Genomic DNA, 18,437 nt, shown 5'->3' with positions numbered 1-18,437 from the left:
GGCACGGAGTGCAGCGACAGCATCCTTTACTGCGGGCACAGTACGGGAGATATCCGCCCCTCGTCGTGACTCCCTTTCTGCGAGAGCCTTCCAGCTCTTAACTGAATACGGTATCTCTGCCATTAGGCTTCATAGCTTTCCGCTGAGTGCATTTTTTGACACGTACGCACGAGCATCACAGTCGCCTGGGCTGCCGCAAACGCATCAATATCGCCAATGTCTCCGTGAGTCACCTTCTGAGCGAGGTCCCACGTCTTTTTCATCAAAGCGCGAAGTTCGGCGTGCTCGCCCCCCAAAGCACGATATTTCACGAATAGATCAAACCATGCTCGGGCGTCCGCACCCCTAGGGGCCTCAGTCCCCTCAGGGACGAGGGCAGGGTCGGCCACTAGCTTGCCCAAATCAATCAAGATCTCTCGCGAGCGTCGTCCTACGTCCTGCCAGTCATCTTTATCGGAGGCAATTGAGTATCTGTGGATGAGTCCCGCAATCCGGGTGTCGATGTTGCTCCATGTCGGCTCGCCCCGATCGGACATCGGATCATGAACCGAGCCAGTCCCGAGTAATTCGTCCAGCTGCCCCAAGACAGGGTTCACCAACTCAGCGATGTGCAGACGGCGTGATGCGTATGAAGGGAAGTCCCCCTGCGAATAGAAGCCATGCCATTCACCGAGTGATCGCCATGGAAAGGGGGGTTTCAGGCCTAGTTGTCTGAGGTGAGCCGTTACAGCAGAGTCGACTCTCTCGTAGTCTTGTTCGACGCCATGGTCCTTGAATATGATCTGACCGGTTCCGGCACCGACCAACATATTTGCTTGACGCTGGACCAATTCCTTGAGCTCGTCGATGCTAGGTGTCTTGGAGGCCATTAGTTCGCCCCTCCCGTTCCCAGCCCAAAGAATCGCTCGAAGAAGTCACCAAGCAGTTGAATCACTCGCTGCTTCTTCGCGCTATGGTTCTTGTCTTTCGAGAAACGTGAGACCGGCGGGAGTACCTTTGTGATGGCGGTGCCGGTGGTGCGCAGTGCGCCGTCGCGGAACGCCGCTTCTACGAACCGCGCCGTCTCCTCCGGCTTGAGATTCTCAGACCCGATAATCTCGGCCAGTTCCTTTTCGCGCTGCGCTGCAACATAGGCACGCCACTCGGCCTCAATCTCTCCCTTCACCGACACGGAATCGACGAAGTTCTCGATGAGGTCCTTCTTGTTTCGCAGTGACGGGCTCGAATCAATCGCACGGCTAATCCCTGCACGGAGTTCCTTGTCATCTCCGTCGCCACGTTCTTCACGGTACTTCTGCACGAGCAGCAGAATGTAGTCGACGTTGATCTCGACCTGTTTAATCAGTTCGATCTCGAACACCACATCCTCGATGATGCTTTCCTTCTCTCCCTGAGTCGCGCGCTTGCGCTCGTTCCAGAGGTCGAGGTAGGTGGACTGGTAGTCTTGCATGTCTCGCACGGAGAGGATCTCGTCGTTTTCGAAGTCATCGAACGAAGTGAGGATGTTGCGAAGCTTGAGGATCTCGCCGTAGAGCTTCACGAACTCGAGCTGGGCTTCCTCACCTACGATCAACGCGCCCGGCTGGTACTGCTGCATGAGCAGCGTGACCTTCTCGGCATAGCTATCGAAGTATTCGCGGTACGGCTTCATCAACACGATACCCGCAGCATCCTTGTTGCCGAACAGGGCGATCGCGTCGTTCGTGGCTTCCTCGAGGTCTCGGAAGTTCACGATGTTGCCGTACGTCTTCACCGAGTTCAGGATACGGTTCGTACGCGAGTACGCCTGAATGAGGCCGTGACTGCGGAGGTTCTTATCCACCCACAGCGTGTTGAGAGTAGTGGCGTCGAACCCGGTGAGGAACATGTTCACCACGATGACCAGGTCAATCTCGCGGGTCTTGAGCTTCTGCGACAGATCCTTGTAATAGTTCTGGAAGCTATCCGAGCTCGTATCGAAGCTCGTGCCGAACATGCGGTTGTAGTCCGAAATCGCGGTCTCAAGGAAGCTGCGCGCATCACCCGAGAGCGCGTCGGTCTCGAAGCCCTCCTCATCGAGCAGCCCGTCTTCGCTGTCAGGGTTCGCAGCGTACGAGAAGATCGTCGCGACCTTGAGCCGCTGATCCGGCAACAGGCCTTCTTGCTGGTTCTTGAATTCTTGATAATAGGTGCGTGCCGCGGTGATGGAGGCGGTGGCAAAGATCGAGTTGAAGCCCTTCACCCGCCGCTCACCGAGCGCGTAGCCTTCTTGTCGCCTGGTCTTCTGGTCGAAGTGCTCAAGAATGTAGTTCGTCACCTGCGACACACGGGCAGGGGCGAGGAGCGCATTCTCGGTGTCGATCGCGCTCACTTGCTTGTCGCCGGTAGTGCCGACCTTGATGGTGTTGACATAGTCAATGCGGAACGGCAGTACGTTCTTGTCATTGATCGCGTCCACGATCGTGTACGTGTGGAGCTTGTCGCCGAACGCCTGCTCGGTGGTCTTGAGTTGCGGGTTGCCACCGCTGCCGGAATTTTCGGCAAAGATCGGGGTGCCAGTGAACCCGAACAGGTTGTACCGCTTGAACGCCTTTGTGATGGCGGTGTGCATGTCACCGAACTGGGAACGGTGACACTCATCAAAGATCAACACGACGTGCCCGGAGTAGACGTCGTGGCCCTTGTTTCCGCTGATGAAGTTAGAGAGTTTCTGGATCGTCGTGATGATGATCTTCTTCGACGGATCCTCCAGCTGACGCTTCAACACCGCTGTTGATGTGTTCGAGTTCGCAGACCCCTTCTCGAAGCGGTCGTACTCTTTCATCGTCTGATAGTCGAGGTCCTTCCGGTCAACCACGAACAGCACCTTGTCCACAGACTCGACGCGTGAGGAAAGCTGCGCGGTCTTGAAGGAGGTGAGAGTCTTGCCCGAGCCGGTGGTGTGCCAGACATAGCCGCCTGCATCTCGGGAACCGAGGGTCTTGTAGTTCGTGGAGATGTCGATCTTTTGGAGAATCTTCTCGGTCGCCACGATCTGGTACGGACGCATCACGAGCAGTAGCCGGTCGCTCGTGAGCACGCAGTAGCGGGTGAGGATATTCAGCAGGGTGTGCTTTGCGAAGAACGTCTTCGAGAACGCCGTCAGATCAAGGATCGGCTTATTGCGGGCATCGGCCCACCACGAAGTGAACTCGAACGAATTCGAGGTCTTCTTCGTACGGCGCGACCCGGTCTGGTCGGCGACGTGTTGGCGGCGGGTGGTGTTCGAGTAGTACTTCGTTTGGGTACCGTTCGAAACCACGAAGAGCTGCACATACTCGAAGAGGCCGCTGCCTGCCCAGAAACTGTCGCGCTGATACCGGTCGATCTGATTGAACGCTTCACGGATCGGCACACCGCGCCGTTTCAACTCCACATGCACCATCGGTAGACCATTCACCAGGATGGTGACGTCGTACCGATTCGAGAACGAAGCGCCGCCTTCACCACGGTCTACCGCGTACTGGTTGATGACTTGGAGTCGGTTGTTGTGAATGTCGCGCTTATCTAGCAGCGTGATGTTCTTCGTTGAACCATCATCACGGGTGAGCAACTGCACGTGATCCTCTTGGATACGTACAGTCTTTTCGACGATGCCGTCGCCGGCCGACGCAACGCGTTCGGTGAAGAACCGCTCCCACTCGGTGTCTGAGAACCGGTAGCCGTTGAGGGTTTCGAGCTGAGCACGCAGGTTCACGATGAGGTCGGTCTCGCTCGTGATGCTCACGCGTTCGTAGGCTTGTGTCTCGAGCTGGCGAATGAACTCGTTCTCGAGCTGCGACTCCGACTGATAGCTCGACCGGTCCCGCGGATCAGGCTCGTATTCGACGACTACGGTCGACTCACCACCAAACGCGATCAGATCATGTTTCACACGCGAGCCCATCATGCTGTCACCTCCAGTTCTTTGAAGGTGAGGAGCTTGTCACGGTAGTACTCATACTGCTGCCGACGCGCAGCAAGCTCAGCAGGCAGACCGACACTCAGGTCGTTCACAAGTGCATCGAACTTGTCAAGAATCTCGACGATACGACGCTGCTCCTCAATCGGCGGCAACTGGAGTGGATATTTCAGGAACATTGGACGCCGCAGAGAAGTTACCGAAGCATGCACTGAGGTTCGCTCAAGATATCTGGCGAAGTCAGCGAGAAAATAGTGATAGATGAAGCGCGCGTCAACGCCCTCATCAGGAACTATGCGGTATGCGCGTTGGTGAAGCGCGTACTTCCCGCGCGCGAAATGAAAGACTTTACCAACCCCAACACCGTCACCTGCGGTGATGATGGCATTCTCGTCAAAATCAAAGGTATTGAGCAGGAGAGGCTCGCGCCCTCGAGCATAGAAAGTGTAATCACCATCCGGTTGAGCGTCTTTGGTGTCGTGGCTTCCGGTGCCGACAGTCGCGATGTCTTCGAGGAGCACCGTATGCGTGCCTCCACCCGCAAGCATCAGGCTGTTGCGGTAGTGCTCGTATTGCTGTTTGCGGGCTTCCAGCTCCGCTTCCAGCTCCGCTTCCAGCTCCGCTTCCAGCTTACTGAACGTATCCAGCACCTCAACGATCGCACGCTGCACCTCAATCGGCGGAACCGGGATACGAAACCCTCGCATAACTCCCGCGTTGAGGTTGTTAATAGTGGTTGTCGAAAGCGCACTCCGTAAGTAGGCAAGAAATGAGCCGCCTGTGAGTAGATGGAACAGGAATCGTGGTTCTAGCTCACCTTTTGCGCGCACAACCCCCATGAATCCGCCGAATGTATGCTCTAAGTCGTCAAATATGAACGCAACTTTTCCGATGTGGTCTTTGCTGCCGCTTCCTGCACAGATAAGAATGTCACCGTGTACTAGACGTTGATTGTCTCGGACTCGAACAGAGCCAGAAACACGTTTGACATCAGCGAAATTCAATGTGTTTGTAGCTAGAGAGATGTTATTGGCGCGTAGTACGCTCACCGGCCCGTCGGCCTGCTCGTTGCTTTTGTTGTAGGTAACTCCGCGAACATAATCAGCTACGTCAGTGAGGCCCCGGTAAGGCACGCCATCAGGGCAGTGCTCCGCGATCAGATCATCGATGCGGCTCACTTCGAACCCTCCAGATCCGCGACGATCGCATCAATCTTGGTACGCAGCTCTGATTGGCTCGCCACGATCGTCTCGATCCGGGCGTTCAGTTCCGTGATGTCGATGACCTCGCGGGTGTCTTCTGCTTCGACGTAGGAGGAGACGGCGATGTTGTAGTCATTCTCCGCAATCGTACTGTTCGCGACTGTGGTGGCGAAGTGGTCCTGATGTTCGCGGTCCTCGAGCGCCATGAGTACGTTCTGCAGGTTGTCGGGTGAGAGCTTGTTCTTGTTGCCGCTTCGCACGAACTCTGCCGACGCATCAATGAACAGCACGTCGTTCGTCTTCTTGGACTTCTTGAGCACGATGATGCAGGTGCCGATCGTGGTGCCGAAGAACAGGTCCGGCGGCAACTGAATCACGGACTCGACATAGTTGTTGTCGATCAGGTACTTGCGGATCTTCTGCTCTGCACCACCTCGATACAGCACACCCGGGAACTCGACGATGGCCGCGGTGCCATCGGTCGCAAGCCAATGCAGCATATGCATCGTGAACGCAAGATCGGCCTTCGACTTCGGGGCCAGCACACCCGCAGGCGCGAAGCGTGGGTCGTTGATCAGGAGAGGGTTCGCGTCGCCTTCCCACCTGATCGAGTACGGCGGGTTCGAGACGATGGCCTCGAACGGTTCCTCGTCCCAGTGGGCAGGCTCAAGCAGGGTGTCACCGAGTGCGATGTCGAATTTCTCGTAGTTCACATCATGGAGGAACATGTTGATGCGAGCAAGGTTGTAGGTGGTGAGGTTGATCTCTTGACCGTAGAAGCCACCCACGTTCTCTTTACCAAGAACCTTTGCGAACTTCAGCAGCAGTGAGCCTGATCCTGCAGCAGGGTCGTACACTTTGTTGACCCGCTTCTTACCCATCGTGGTGATGTGCGCGAGCAGCTCGGACACTTCTTGCGGGGTGTAGTATTCGCCACCGGATTTACCGGCGCTCGATGCATACATCTGCATGAGGTACTCGTATGCGTCACCAAAGAGATCAATCGAGTTGTCGGCGTAATCGCCACCGAGCGGGAGGCTGCTGATCGCATCGAGCAGTTTCACGAGTTTCTCGTTGCGCTTCGCAACCGTGTTGCCTAGCTTCGTACTGTTTACGTTCAGATCGTCGAAGAGGCCTTTGAGGTCGTCTTCGCTGTCGGTGCCGACGGCAGAGCCTTCGATGTCGCGGAAGATCGATTCGAGCGTCTCGTTGAGGTTCTCGTTCGATGCTGCTTTCTTTCGCACGTTTTCGAACAGCTCAGACGGCTTAATGAAGAAGCCCTTCTCAGCGACGATCTCGTCACGCGCGAACTCGGCGTCTTCGTCTGAGAGGTGAGTGAAGTCGAAGTCAGGGGCTCCGGCTTCGCGCTCGCCTTTGTTGATGTAGGTGGTGAGGTTTTCGGAGATGAAGCGGTAGAACAGCATGCCGAGTACGTAGGACTTGAAGTCCCAGCCATCGACTGAACCCCGAAGATCATTTGCGACTTGCCAGATGGTCTTGTGAAGCTCTGCCCGCTGCTGTTCTTTCATGCCGTTTGTCATCAACTTCCTACTGTGAGACCTGATTCACCGCCGATGACCGGCCGTGTCTATTGCTCACCGTATCGGTGCCCAGCGACATTTTGGTAAAGGCCCTCCAGTCCGCACCACCGAAAGTTATGAAAACTCCATCGACGTCTCAGCACAGCCGTATGCTCCCGAACTCTGCGCAAACCAGTTCCGCCCAAGTGGACGAGCCAGCGCGTGTCAGGGGAGTCCTCTAGAGCCCTGCGGGCGGTTATCTTCCTCAGTGCTTTTCTGTGACTTGCGCGTGAGCTTGCACACGAGCGCGAGTTGCGACGCGCAAAGATATTTCCCGCAACTGTTCCATCATCATGGGCCGAAAGGGCGACCTTTACACGCAGCCCAAATAGTCCATTAAAAGAGGGGGTCTTGCTTAGATCAACAGGCTTTCTGGTCAGTAGGTTTGGGAGCAGCGGCTTCCAAAGCTCGCGGAACTCGGAACCGGTCATAGCCGCTCAAATGAATTGCATGAAGTCCCCCAACTTCGGCGAGCGGGATTAAGTAGCATTCGAACTCCGCCGTGACGACGAAGAACTCGTCAATCTCGTCTGGACTGTACGTTTTGCGCATCATTCGCGAGGTCGAAAGGTAGACCTTCCAAGTCTCGCCAACACGAACAGTGGTTGTCTTTACCTGAACCTTTCGAATGCCGTCCCCACGTGAAACGAGGAGGTCGTAACGGCTCGGTTCCAACGGCCAGGAAACGTCGTGCCCGCACAGCGCGAACCAGGAAGCAGCCAGCAGCGCGCCAGCCCTGTCTAGGTTCGCAATGCTTGGCCTCAGCTCCTCAGCCGCTGGATTCTCCTGAGGACCTATGAAGTGCGTAGAGTCGATTCCCAATCGGATGCAATGCCCTTCCAGCGCACCAGCGGCAGAGCTCCCGGCGATTCCGAGCGTTTCAGCAACACCTGACCATGTGTTTGAGCTTGCGACAGCCGCGCGTAAACGAGGCTCGGTCCATGCTCGCTGCCCAATAAAGTGGCCGTATCCAATCGCCAAGTCATTTGCTCGTTGCCGTGCGACACGAATAGCGCTTGAAGAAGTATCAGGGAGGCCGAGCGCACGAAGAACCCCACGCCAAGATCTTGCCGATGCGATCGCCTCAGCCAGTTGTTGGTCAGAGTACTTCCGCTGTGCCGCCATATCGAGACGCTACAGTTCGCCTCAGACATTGGGTTCCAAGTCGGGGTCACGCACAAGCAGCGCGATCCAGCGAGAAACGACGAAGGCCTGATCAAAACTCACTTTGACCAGGCCCTTTCTGTCGGGCTGACAGGATTTGAACCTGCGACCCCCTGACCCCCAGTCAGGTGCGCTACCAAGCTGCGCCACAGCCCGTTGTTATTCAGCCGAACCGATCAAAACCGGATCCTGCCGAAGCAACCTCTCCATCTTACCCATACTTTTGGGGCCCGAATGACACGTCTGGCCGGGCGGCGCAGATTCTGCAGCAAATGCTTGGCGCGCCGCCCGCCTGGCGTCTCAGTTCTCGTCGAGCAGGGCCGCCGCGTACATCGGGCGTGCCGCGTCTATGCCCGGCGGGTGGAAGATGCTTGCGGTCGCATCACGGTACAGGCGGCTGATCTCGCTGCCGTTGTCGAAGCCCGATCCCCCGGCACAGATGAGCGCGGTTTCTGCGTTGCGGCGGGCCGCTGCTGAGGCGTTCAGCCGCACAGACACGAGCCGCAGCGGCCAGCCCGCACCGTGATCGACGAGCTCGTCGAAGTCGCGCGCGTATGCATCGAGCTGCGCGGGCACCGCCATGAAATCCATATGGGCGTCGGCGAGGCGAACGCGTGCCTCTGGCACCTCGGCGTGCGACGTGCCTGCCTTCGCGGAGCGCCGCTTCTGCATTCCTGCGGCCGCGAGCTCGAGCCCGCGACGCGCGACGCCTGCGTAGACGGAGCCGATGAGCAACTGGAAGTTCGCGGTGATCGCAAACGTCAACAGATCTGGGTGCCGCCCAGCCGGGATTCTGCGCGCGACCCGCTCAGCCCGCATCGGCGCTTCCTTGAGGATCGTCGCCCGGCTCTGCGACGCCCGCATGCCGAGAACATCCCACTGGTCTGACACCGTGATCCCCGCACCGGTACCGGCCGCGGCCTCCTCGTGGCTACGCTCGAGGAACCCATATACGAGCGTCTCCGCGTCGCTACCAGCGGTCGTCTGGTCGAGCCCGTGCACGATGAGTCTCGTCCACACCGGGGAGAGCGACGTGAAGATCTTCACGCCAGAGAGCAAGTAACCGCCGTCACCCTGCGGCTCGGCCTTGGTCTTCGAGCCCTGCAGCACCCAGTCATTCGCGGGCTCGCTGATGCCGAACGCAAAGATCTCGCCCGCCACGGCCTCCTCGAACACGTAGTCGAGGGAGTGGTCGCCGCGCTCGTACATCGCGCGGATCACGCCAGTGCACATGAGGTGCATGTTGATGGCGAGGGCGGTACCGGGAGCGGCGGTCGCGAGCCGCTGCTGCAGCCGCGACACCTCGCTGAGCGTCAGGCCCGGCCCACCGAACTCCTCGGGCACGAACGCCGTGAGGTAGCCCTGCTCACGCAGCTCAGCGAGATCCTCGTGGAAGAAGCTGTTCTCACGGTCGTACACGGCCGCCCGCTCGCGGAACCGCTCAAGCAGCTCCTTCGGCAGGTACTGCTCGGCAAGCTCCTGATGCCGCGTCTCTCGGTCACTCATTCTCTCTCCGATCGTTGGTTCGTAAGTAAGCAGTAAGACGCTACGGCCGCTCGATGAGCACGGCGCCGTTGTGCCCGCCGAACCCGAACGACGTCGACAGCACGCGCGAAACCGCGACGGGCCGCCACTTCCCGGCGACGAAGTCCCAGCCGTCAAACTCTGGGTCTTCAAGGTTCAGTGTCGGCGGCAGCAGCCGCTGGCGCACGGCCATCACCGAGATGATTGCCTCCACCACCCCGCCCGCGCCGAGCAGGTGCCCGGTGCTCGACTTCGTCGCCGAGATCGGGGTGCGCCGGGCGTGCGACCCGAGCGCGGCCTCGAGGGCGAGAAGTTCGACCGCGTCGCCCGCGGGGGTGCCGGTGCCGTGCGCGTTGATGTGGTCGACGTCCTCGGGTTCGACGCCCGCGTCTGCGAGGCACTCCCGCACTGCCTGCGCGGCGCCGCGACCCTCGGGGTGCGGGGCGGTCGGGTGGTGTGCGTCGCTCGCGGAGCCGAACCCGGCGAGCACCGCAAGGATCTCCGCGCCGCGCGCGAGCGCGTGCTCCTCCGACTCAATGAGGATCGCCGCAGCCCCCTGCGACATCACAAACCCCGAGCGCGCCCGGTCAAACGGTCGCGACGCGGTCTCGGGGTCGTTTTCGTAGCCTGCGGCGAGCGCCCGCATGTTCGCGTTCGATGAGAGGTTCACGCCGTTCAGGCAGTCCTCGTACCCGACGACGAGCACGGCGTCGGCGTAGCCGTGGCGGATGCGTCTGAGCCCGTCGCCAAGCCCGACCACGCCGCTCGCGCACGTCGCGGAGACGCCCTGGGCCGGCCCGCGGATGCCGTACCGCTGGCTGAGCAGGGCGGCCGCGGAGTCTGGGGCGCCGTGAATCGAGAGCGTGAGCGGCACCGCGCGCGGCCCCCGTGCATCGAGCACCCGCGTTGCCGACTGCATCGCGTCGATGGGGCCGGATCCCGTCGCCGCGATCACGGCGACCCGCGTCGCGTCCCACGGCAGCGCGGCAGCGGATCCGCCACCATCGCCAGCTCGCGCACCATCGCCGACACCGGCATCACCGCCAGCCCGAACGCCACCAGCGACCGCGCCAGCAACACCCGCAGCATTAACGCCAGCCTGCGCGAGCGCCTCATCGGCCGCGGCGATCGCCCAGTGCTGCACGGGGCTCAGCCGCTTCGCGAGGCTCCGCTCGAGCACAGTCGACACGTCAAAGCCGCGCACCTGCCCGCCGATGCGCACGGCGAGGTCGTCGAACTCGGGGCCCTCAAGCCGCGTGATTGCGCTCCACCCTTGGGCAACCGCGTTCCACAGCCTCGGCACGCCAATCCCGCTCGGGGTGACGGCCCCGAGCCCCGTGATGACGACTCGTCTCTCGCTCACAATCGCTCCCCTTCGCCCGATTCGATGAGTGCAACGGTCTCGGCCCGGCGAATCTTCCCGCCGACGGTGCGCGGCAGGGCGTCCAAGCGATACCACTGGCGCGGCACGAACTGCGGTGCGAGGCGCTCGCGGGCCCACCCGCGCATCGCGTCCTTGCCGGGAACGGGCGCGTCAGCGCCGCCCTCAATCACGAGCGCGACGACGCTTCCGAGCCGCGGGTGCGGTAGCGCGATCGCGCATACGATACCAGCGCCAGCACCAGCACTAAGCCCGTGCATGCCCTCGAACGCGCGCTCGACCTCGGGCAGCGCAACCTTGTGCCCGCCGGTCACGACGATGTCGCCGGCCCGCCCGGCGAGCTGCAACTTGCCGTCGACGATGCGCCCCTGATCGTGCACCGTCGCCCAGCCGTCGTCCCCGCGCAGCACGGCGTCGGTGGTGCCCGCGAGGTAGCCGTCGGAGCAGGCCGCCGCGTCGATCCAGAGGGTGCCGAATTCTCCGTCGGGCAGCCGCTCCCCTGCGTCGGAGCGGATCTCGAACCCGATCCCGTCGTACACCTCGATGAGCGTGCCGTCGCCGCCGCGGCTGTCGCCGATAAACCCGATCTCGGCTGCCCCGTAGTAGCTAATGAGTCGCACGGCTGGCAGCACGGACGCGAGGCCCGCGCGCAGCGAGGCCGAGAGGTTCGCTCCCCCGGTCACCACGAGTTCGAGCGAGCCGAACCTGCTGGGGTCGCGGCGGGCGGCGTCGCTCAGCGACTGGACGAGCGCGGGCACGGCGACGACGCGGGTGATCCGTTCCTCGCTCACTCGCCGGGCCATCTCGATCGCGTCGAACGCGTCGGCCATGTGCGCGGCCCCGCCCGTCGCGAGGCACTCGATGAGCGCGTAGAGCGTGAGGCTGTACGACACCGGGCCCGGCGCGAGCGTGTGCACGCCTGGCAGCGGCTCGAGGTACGCACTCGACACCGCGACGTTCGCCCGGTACTGGTCGCGCGTCTTCAGAAACCCCTTCGGCGCACTCGTCGTGCCAGACGAGAAGAGCAGCAGGAACGCCTCGTCGCCATCGCGCACAGTCGGCGGTGGCGCGAGCGGGCGATCAGGATCCCCAACGCCCCGCTCAGCCGCCCGAAACTCGGCGAGCGAGATGATCGTGCCGCCCCAGCCGCGCGCGCGAAGCGCGGGGGCGAGGTCTTGGGCGTCGCTCACGACGACTCCGATGCCTGTCGTGACGATCACGTTGACGCGGTGTTCGAGCGGCCAGCGCGGGTCGATCGTCGCAGACACTGCGCGATACCCGGCGAGGCCCGCGATGATACGGGAGGTGTGAAAGGCAGAGTCGATGCTCACCGCGGTGATCGGGATGCCGCGCGTCTCTGGTGCGGGCTCCGGCGCCGCGGCGGGCGTAGCGGCGGGCTCAGCGTCGGACTCTGTGTCGGGCGCAGCGTGCTGTGCTCGGTGCAGGGCGTCGACGACGGCGAACACGCGGCGCGAATCCTCGACGAGCTCGGCGTAGCTGAGCCTGCCGCCTTCACCAGCGATCGCGACCCGATCGGGGTGTCGCCTCGCGACATCAAGTATCGACTGCGTGATCGGCACCCGGAGACTCCTCGCGCTCGACTTAGATGGACTCCGTCCAGCATACGCTCCCGACGCTCGGCGAGTGCTGCACGTTCGCGGTAAGGAAAGGCCTGAGAGCTGTGCCGCAGCCTGAGAGCCACAACTCAGCGAAACCGACGTATCCTTGGCGCATGGCCGCACACCGTATCTACAAGCTCGCGTTCTCGGATCTGTACCCGAACTACACGCACAAGGCCGAGCGCAAGGGCCGCACGAAGGCGGAGGTCGACGAGATCATCTGCTGGCTCACCGGCTACTCGCAGGCGCAGCTCGACGAGCTCATCGAGCCAGGCAACCCCGTGAACCTCGAGGAGTTCTTCCGAGATGCCCCGAAGATGAACATCGCGCGCTCGCAGATCACTGGCACGATCTGCGGCGTGAAGCTCGCGGAGATTGAAGATCCGCTGATGCTCGAGATCCGCTACCTCGACAAGCTCATCGACGAGCTTGCGAAGGGGAAGGCGATGGAGAAGATCCTCCGCACCCTTCCCACCCCGGCATAACCCGGGCCGCACCCGGTCACGCAGCCCATCACGCCGGCGCAGCGTCCCCGCCCACTCTTAGTCGAAGGCTGGCCGCTGCCTGTTGCGCTTCACCTCTGAGCGCTTGCCCTTTGTTTGCAGGCGCCGCTCGCGCGAACCGCGGGTCGGCTTCGTCGCCCGGCGCTTCGGCCCGTCGGGCGCGAGCGCGGCGGCGACGAGCTGCCCGAGCTTCTCGCGCGCGGTCTCGCGGTTGCGCAGCTGAGAGCGCTCCTCAGACGCGGTGACAGTGACCGTGCCGTTCACGAGCCGGTTTCCAAGCTTTGCGAGTAGCCGCAGCCGCTGCTCGTCGGTGAGCGCCTTCGACGAGGCCACCTCCCAGAAGAGCTCGACCCGGCTATCGGAGGTGTTGACGTGCTGCCCGCCGGGCCCGGAGGATCGCGAAAACCGCCATCCGAGCTCGGCGGCTGGGATGGTCAGCTTGTGCGTGACCGTGATATCCACCTGTCAAGGATGACACACGACCCGACTGATACCCCGCCCGAAGATTTATCCGATCCGGGCCGCGAGCGAGCCCCGCCCGGTAGTCTGGAAGGCATGAGCGACCTTCGAGATCCCGGCGACGCGTGGGTGACGGCCGCAGACGGAAACCGCTACTGGGGCAAGTTCGGGGCAGCCGGCCTGCTCGCGTACGATCGCGGGCTCGACGCGATCCTCATGCAGCATCGCGTGAGCTGGAGCGACCACGGCAACACCTGGGGCATCCCTGGCGGCGCGATCAATCAGGGCGAGGAGATGATCGCCGGCGCGATCCGCGAGGCGCAGGAAGAGGCCGGCGTCCCTGACGACGCAGTGCTCCCCCGCTACACGCACGTGCTCGATCGCGGCGGCTGGTCGTACACGACCGTCGTCGCCGAGGTGAAGACCCCGTTCACTCCCGAGATCACCGACCCCGAGAGCCACGCGCTCGAGTGGGTGCCTGTCGACGATGTCGAACGCAAAGAACTCCACCCCGCGTTCGCCTCGACCTGGCAGCTGCTGAAGCCGCTCGTGCGCCGGACCCCGACGATCATCGTCGACGCCGCAAACGTCGTGGGCACCGTGCCCGACGGCTGGTGGAAGGACCGCAAGGGATCGACCGAGCGGCTCCGCGATCGCATCGAGGCGCACGCGCTCTCGGGCGAGGGCGTTCGCGCCGCGTTCTTCGAGATGCCGGCAGACCTCCACGGCGGCCTCGTGTTCCCCGAGTGGGTGTTCGTCACCGAGAGCACCGCACGCGGCATCTCAACGACCGAGAACGTGCGCGTCGTTGACGCGACGACCTCGGGTGACGACGCGATCGTCGAGGAGGCCGCGGCAGTCGCAGCGCAGGGCGGCCTCGGCGTCGTCGTCACGAGCGACGCAGAACTTCGAGTGCGCGCGGCGGCGGCTGGCGTCACCACCGCGCACGGCTCGAAGCGGCTCCTCGACCTGCTCGACAGGTCTGAGCGCTAGCGCCAGCTACGCGAGCTCGTCGAGCCTCACGCTCGGGGTTGACCTGAGCGGATCGACAACGACCTCGATCACCGCGGCCTCGCCGCTTGCGATCGCAGCGCGGTACACGCGCATGAAGTCGTCGGCGGTGGTCACGCGTTCTGCTGTGAACCCAAACGCCTGTGCGAGCATCACAAAGTCTGGGTTCTCAAACGAGGTGGCGCTGACACGGCCAGGGTAGCGGCGCTCCTGATGCAACCTGATGGTGCCGTAGATGCCGTTATTCACGATGACGACAACGGCTGGCACGCCTGAGCTGCGCAGCACACCCATCTCGGTCATCGCCATGCTGAAGCAGCCGTCGCCCGCGAACACGACAACCTGGCGGTCAGGGTGCACGAGGCCCCCGGCGATGCCCGCGGGAAGCCCAAAGCCCATGGCGCCGCTCGCGGGCGCGAGCTGTGTGCCGTACCTCCTGTACTTCACGAACTGGTGCACCCACACCGCGTAGTTGCCTGCCCCGTTCGCGACGATCGCGTCGGCCGGGAGCTCGTCGGCGAGCTGCGTCATGATCGCTGACAGCAGGTCGTCGCTCTGCACCGGCGGGATCGAGCGCGCGACCTCTTCGCTCCGAACCGTGCTCACCCAGTCGCGTCGCGCGCCACTCGCGGCGACAGGGGGCTCCCCAGCCGCCCCGAGCATGGCGTCGAAGAACGCCCGCGGGGTCGCCTGCACCGCGATCGTCGCCTGCAGGTACCTGTCGACGTCCATCTCGCTCGCCGCAACGTGTATGAGCGTGCGGCCAGGCTTGGGCCCCAAGATCTCGTAGCCCTTGGTTTCGGCGTCACCGATGTGACCGCCAACCGCGAGAATCACGTCTGCCTCTTCGAGCCTGGCGGCGAGCGCAGCGTCGGTGCCGAGCCCAACGTGGCCACCGTAATAGGCAGACGTGTTGTCGATGTAGTCCTGGCAGCGGAAAGCTGCGAGCGTTGGTAGCTCGTAGCGCTCGGCGAACGCGAGGGCTGCGTCGGCTGTCTCCTGCGACCAGGTGCTGCGGCCGAGCAGCACGAGTGGGCGTTTCGCGAGCCGCAGGCGCTCCCGAATCTGCGCGACCGCCGCGGGGGTCGGGGCCGCGGTGAGCGGCTCGATGCGGGGCACTGCCGCGACGGCCGCGGTCTCAGCGAGCACGTCCTCGGGCATCTCGATCACCACTGGGCCCGGCCTGCCGCCCTCGGCGATCCGGAACGCCCGCGCGATCGTCTCTGGGATGCGCTCGACGGTGTCGAGCGAGACAACCCATTTCGCGACTGACCCGAAGACCTCGTGGTAGTTCATCTCTTGGAACCCGCCGCGCTCGCGGTCTCGCAGCGCGACCTGTCCGATGAGCAGCAGCATCGGTACCGCGTCCTGCTCGGCGGTGTGCACCGAGATGGCAGCGTGCATCGCGCCTGGCCCGCGGGTGACCATCGCGACTCCCGCTCGGCCAGTGAGCTTGCCTGTCGCGACCGCCATGTTGCCCGCGCCAGCCTCGTGGCGACACACGTCAACCTCGATTGGCGCCTCGCGCAGTGCGTCGAGCACCGGCAGGTAGCTTTCGCCGGGTACGCAGCTGACGCGGGTCACCCCCTGCTCGGCAAGTGTGTCGACGAGAAGTTCGCCGCCGCTGCGAGATGCGTGCTGTGACATGGGTGTCCCTTCGTTGGAGCGCATGGCCGTGTCTGGCTAGGTCGTCGGGCTGGACTCGGTGAGGCCAGCGATAGCGTTTTCGATGCCACGTCGAAGTAGTGCCGCCTCGGCGTCGGCGGTGGCGTAGCCGATATGTGGAGTCGCAAGCACGCGCGGGTGAGCGATGAGTGGCGACCCTGGCGGCGCCGGTTCCTCGACGAAAACGTCAGTCGCGTACCCGCCAAGCCTGCCTGAGTCGAGGGCGTCGAGCACCGCGGCTTCGTCAACGAGCGCCCCGCGGGCGGTGTTGAGAAGCAGGGCCCCCTCGCGCATGGTTGCGAGCTCCTCGGCGCCGATGCAGGCAGTTGTCCCAGGCGTCAGCGAGAGGTGCAGGCTGACGACGTCGCTCTCGCTCAACGCCTCGGCGAGCTCGGCGAACCGCGCGGGGTTTTCGACACGGCCGCTGCGCGTCCACGCGACAACGTCCATCCCAAACGCCACGCCGAGCTCAGCGACCCGCTGCCCGATACCGCCGTAGCCGACGAGGCCCAGGCGTTTGCCAGACAGCTGCATCCCTGTCGCAGGCAGCCACTCGCCCTCGCGGAGCTCGCGGTTTCGCGCAACCGTGCCGCGCGCAAGCGCAAGCAGCAGCCCGAGTGTGTGCTCCGCGACGGCGTCGTTCGAATAGCCAGACACCGTTCGAACGTCGATTCCGCGAGCCTGGGCGGCGCCAAGATCAAGGTGATCTGCCGCGCCGGTCCCGAGAAACGACACGACGCGAAGCTTGGTCGCTGCCCGCAACGCCTCGTCTGGCAACCGCCAGTTCAAGACGATTCCGTCGGCGTCAGCGACGAGCTCACGCCACGCCGCATCGGTCGCCGGTTGGCCAACGTGCACCCTGAGCTCGACGCCCTGCGGCGCGAGCGCCGCGAAGCACTCTCGAAAGGCTGCAGCGTCTGCATCGCTCTCTGCGTCAGGGACAACGAGCAGCGTGTTTGGTGGAACAGTCATGATGCAATCCTCGCCCAGTCAGCTCCGGCCGGCGATGACGTTTGCGGCACGCGCGAGAATCGACGTCTTCGGGCTCCCCGACCGATCCTCAAGCCTGTCAGCGAGGTTGTACACCCCGTACATGCCGCGAAGCGCAATCCAGCGCAGCGGCTCGGGCTCCCACTTGCGAATCTGCCCGCCGACCCAGGGCATACGGGTGAGCTGCGTGTCATCCCCCAGAATCAGGTCGCGCATTGTGCGCCCCGCAAGGTTCGTGCTTGTCACCCCGTCACCGACATAGCCGCCAGCGACAGCCATCCCGCTGGCGCGGTCGAGCGTGACCGTGGCCGACCAGTTCCGCGGGATCCCGAGAATCCCGGTCCAGGTGTGCGCGATCGGGTGGTCTTTGAGCATCGGGAAGAGCGTGTGCAGTGCACGGACGAGCGCCTGCTCAGAGGCTGGCAGCGTGCTCCCCCTGTCGTCCCAGCCAGAGCCCCACAGGTAGGGAACGCCCGGCCCGCCGAGCGCGATCCTGTCGTCTGCGGTGCGGTGAATGTAGCTGAAAAAGTGGCCCGCGTCTCGAACCATCACGTTCGTGTCCCAGCCGATCTCGCGATGCTGCTCGGGAGTGAGCGGCTCGGTCACGAGCATGCTCGACAGCTTCGGAAGCCAGTCACGCGAGTGGCCCTTCAACGAGTTGGTGTAGCCCTCGGTGCCGCGCACAACGAACTCGGCGGATACCCTGTTGCCGCGTTCGGTGAGTGCCGTGTGCGGCACGATCTCGGAGACTGCGGTGTGCTCGTAGATGCGCACGCCCATCCGCTCGACGGTGTCGGCGAGGCCCGAGGCGAGCAGCGCCGGTTGCACGCGAGCGCAGTGCGGGGACCAGAGGCCACCAACGGCGTTCGAGAGCCTCGCGTGCTCGTTCGCGCCGTCACGGTCGAGCATGACAAGGTCGCCGGGGCCAAACCCCCACTGCGAGCCGCCCTCGTACTCCTCGCGCAGCCGCGCGAGCTGGGCGGGGTTTCGCGCGATTGCGACTTCACCCTCGTGGGCAATGTCGGCCTCGATGCCCTCTCGCGCGGCGACGTCGACGATCTCACCGATCGTCGCGAACAGCTCGCGCTGAAAGTCTCGAACCGCCTGCACTCCGTGCGCCTTCGCGTAGCGGCTGTGCTGCCCGGGGAGCCCGTACGAGATCCAGCCGCCGTTGCGGCTCGACGCCCCAAACCCTGCGACCTCACGCTCGAGGATCGCGATCTCGAGATCCGGCCGAGCCTGCTTCAGGTAGTAGGCGATCCAGAGGTTCGTGTATCCCGCGCCGACGAGTGCGACGTCGACGGTGAGGTCGCGATCGAGTGGAGCTCTCGCGGGCCTGGTTGCGACCTGCGAAAACCAGTACGACACTTCACCATTGATCTCGGCGGTGACCCTCATCAAAATCCTGCTTTCTGTTCGG

Annotated in this window: 14 protein-coding genes and 1 tRNA gene; 2 read left to right on the top strand and 13 right to left on the bottom strand. The window is 63.2% G+C overall.

The features are described 5' to 3' along the window. Window positions 1–122: 122 nt before the first annotated feature. The 9 genes from KI794_RS03185 to KI794_RS03145 form a co-directional block, all read right to left on the bottom strand. Window positions 123–869, bottom strand: a complete 747-nt coding sequence (locus tag KI794_RS03185) for a hypothetical protein (RefSeq protein ID WP_255809110.1) — start codon at window positions 867–869, stop codon at window positions 123–125. Next, window positions 869–3,892 carry a type I restriction endonuclease subunit R gene (locus tag KI794_RS03180; RefSeq protein WP_441776123.1) on the bottom strand — a complete coding sequence of 1,008 codons (3,024 nt, stop codon included), beginning with the start codon at window positions 3,890–3,892 and terminating at the stop codon, window positions 869–871. The genes KI794_RS03185 and KI794_RS03180 overlap by 1 nt, the downstream gene beginning before the upstream one ends. Before the next feature lie 11 nt (window positions 3,893–3,903). Then, window positions 3,904–5,097: a restriction endonuclease subunit S gene (locus tag KI794_RS03175; protein ID WP_255809108.1), complete on the bottom strand. Its 1,194-nt coding sequence runs from the start codon at window positions 5,095–5,097 to the stop codon at window positions 3,904–3,906. After that, window positions 5,094–6,662, bottom strand: coding sequence for a type I restriction-modification system subunit M (locus KI794_RS03170; protein ID WP_255809107.1), 1,569 nt, complete (start codon window positions 6,660–6,662; stop codon window positions 5,094–5,096). The genes KI794_RS03175 and KI794_RS03170 overlap by 4 nt, the downstream gene beginning before the upstream one ends. 399 nt (window positions 6,663–7,061) lie before the next feature. Next, window positions 7,062–7,826: a group I intron-associated PD-(D/E)XK endonuclease gene (locus tag KI794_RS03165; protein ID WP_255809106.1), complete on the bottom strand. Its 765-nt coding sequence runs from the start codon at window positions 7,824–7,826 to the stop codon at window positions 7,062–7,064. Between the two features lie 121 nt (window positions 7,827–7,947). Then, a tRNA-Pro gene (locus KI794_RS03160) sits at window positions 7,948–8,021 on the bottom strand. Between the two features lie 144 nt (window positions 8,022–8,165). Then, on the bottom strand, window positions 8,166–9,371 hold the full coding sequence (locus KI794_RS03155; RefSeq protein WP_255809105.1) for an acyl-CoA dehydrogenase family protein: 1,206 nt from the start codon (window positions 9,369–9,371) through the stop codon (window positions 8,166–8,168). 40 nt (window positions 9,372–9,411) lie between these two features. Further along, entirely contained in the window at window positions 9,412–10,752 is a 1,341-nt protein-coding gene (locus KI794_RS03150) for a beta-ketoacyl-[acyl-carrier-protein] synthase family protein (RefSeq protein WP_255809104.1), read from the bottom strand. Beyond that, entirely contained in the window at window positions 10,749–12,350 is a 1,602-nt protein-coding gene (locus tag KI794_RS03145; RefSeq protein ID WP_255809103.1) for a class I adenylate-forming enzyme family protein, read from the bottom strand. Before KI794_RS03145 ends, KI794_RS03150 begins: the two co-directional genes overlap by 4 nt. A 152-nt stretch (window positions 12,351–12,502) precedes the next feature. On the opposite strand from KI794_RS03145, the gene KI794_RS03140 reads away from it, so the two are divergent. Continuing rightward, entirely contained in the window at window positions 12,503–12,874 is a 372-nt protein-coding gene (locus tag KI794_RS03140) for a DUF2200 domain-containing protein (RefSeq protein WP_255809102.1), read from the top strand. 57 nt (window positions 12,875–12,931) lie between these two features. Here the strand turns inward: KI794_RS03140 and arfB are convergent, their stop codons facing one another. Beyond that, window positions 12,932–13,354, bottom strand: coding sequence for an alternative ribosome rescue aminoacyl-tRNA hydrolase ArfB (gene arfB / locus KI794_RS03135; protein WP_255809101.1), 423 nt, complete (start codon window positions 13,352–13,354; stop codon window positions 12,932–12,934). A gap of 93 nt (window positions 13,355–13,447) precedes the next feature. Here arfB and KI794_RS03130 point away from each other — a divergent pair, with 93 nt between their 5' ends. Then, window positions 13,448–14,344 (top strand): NUDIX domain-containing protein, encoded by an 897-nt coding sequence (locus KI794_RS03130; RefSeq protein ID WP_255809100.1) that lies wholly within the window; start codon window positions 13,448–13,450, stop codon window positions 14,342–14,344. A gap of 6 nt (window positions 14,345–14,350) precedes the next feature. On the opposite strand, the gene KI794_RS03125 is transcribed toward KI794_RS03130, so the two are convergent. The 3 genes from KI794_RS03125 to KI794_RS03115 are packed head-to-tail and all read right to left on the bottom strand — an operon-like array spanning window position 14,351 to window position 18,415. After that, window positions 14,351–16,009 (bottom strand): thiamine pyrophosphate-dependent enzyme, encoded by a 1,659-nt coding sequence (locus KI794_RS03125; RefSeq protein ID WP_255809099.1) that lies wholly within the window; start codon window positions 16,007–16,009, stop codon window positions 14,351–14,353. A gap of 36 nt (window positions 16,010–16,045) precedes the next feature. Then, a complete protein-coding gene (locus tag KI794_RS03120; protein ID WP_255809098.1) occupies window positions 16,046–16,999 on the bottom strand; it encodes a 2-hydroxyacid dehydrogenase in 954 nt (317 codons plus the stop codon). An 18-nt stretch (window positions 17,000–17,017) separates the two neighbouring features. Next, window positions 17,018–18,415 carry an NAD(P)/FAD-dependent oxidoreductase gene (locus tag KI794_RS03115; protein ID WP_255809097.1) on the bottom strand — a complete coding sequence of 466 codons (1,398 nt, stop codon included), beginning with the start codon at window positions 18,413–18,415 and terminating at the stop codon, window positions 17,018–17,020. Between the last annotated feature and the right edge of the window lie 22 nt (window positions 18,416–18,437).

This window comes from Leucobacter aridicollis, assembly GCF_024399335.1.
GTDB lineage: Bacteria > Actinomycetota > Actinomycetes > Actinomycetales > Microbacteriaceae > Leucobacter > Leucobacter aridicollis_A.
This window is presented reverse-complemented; position numbering and strand designations above follow the sequence as displayed.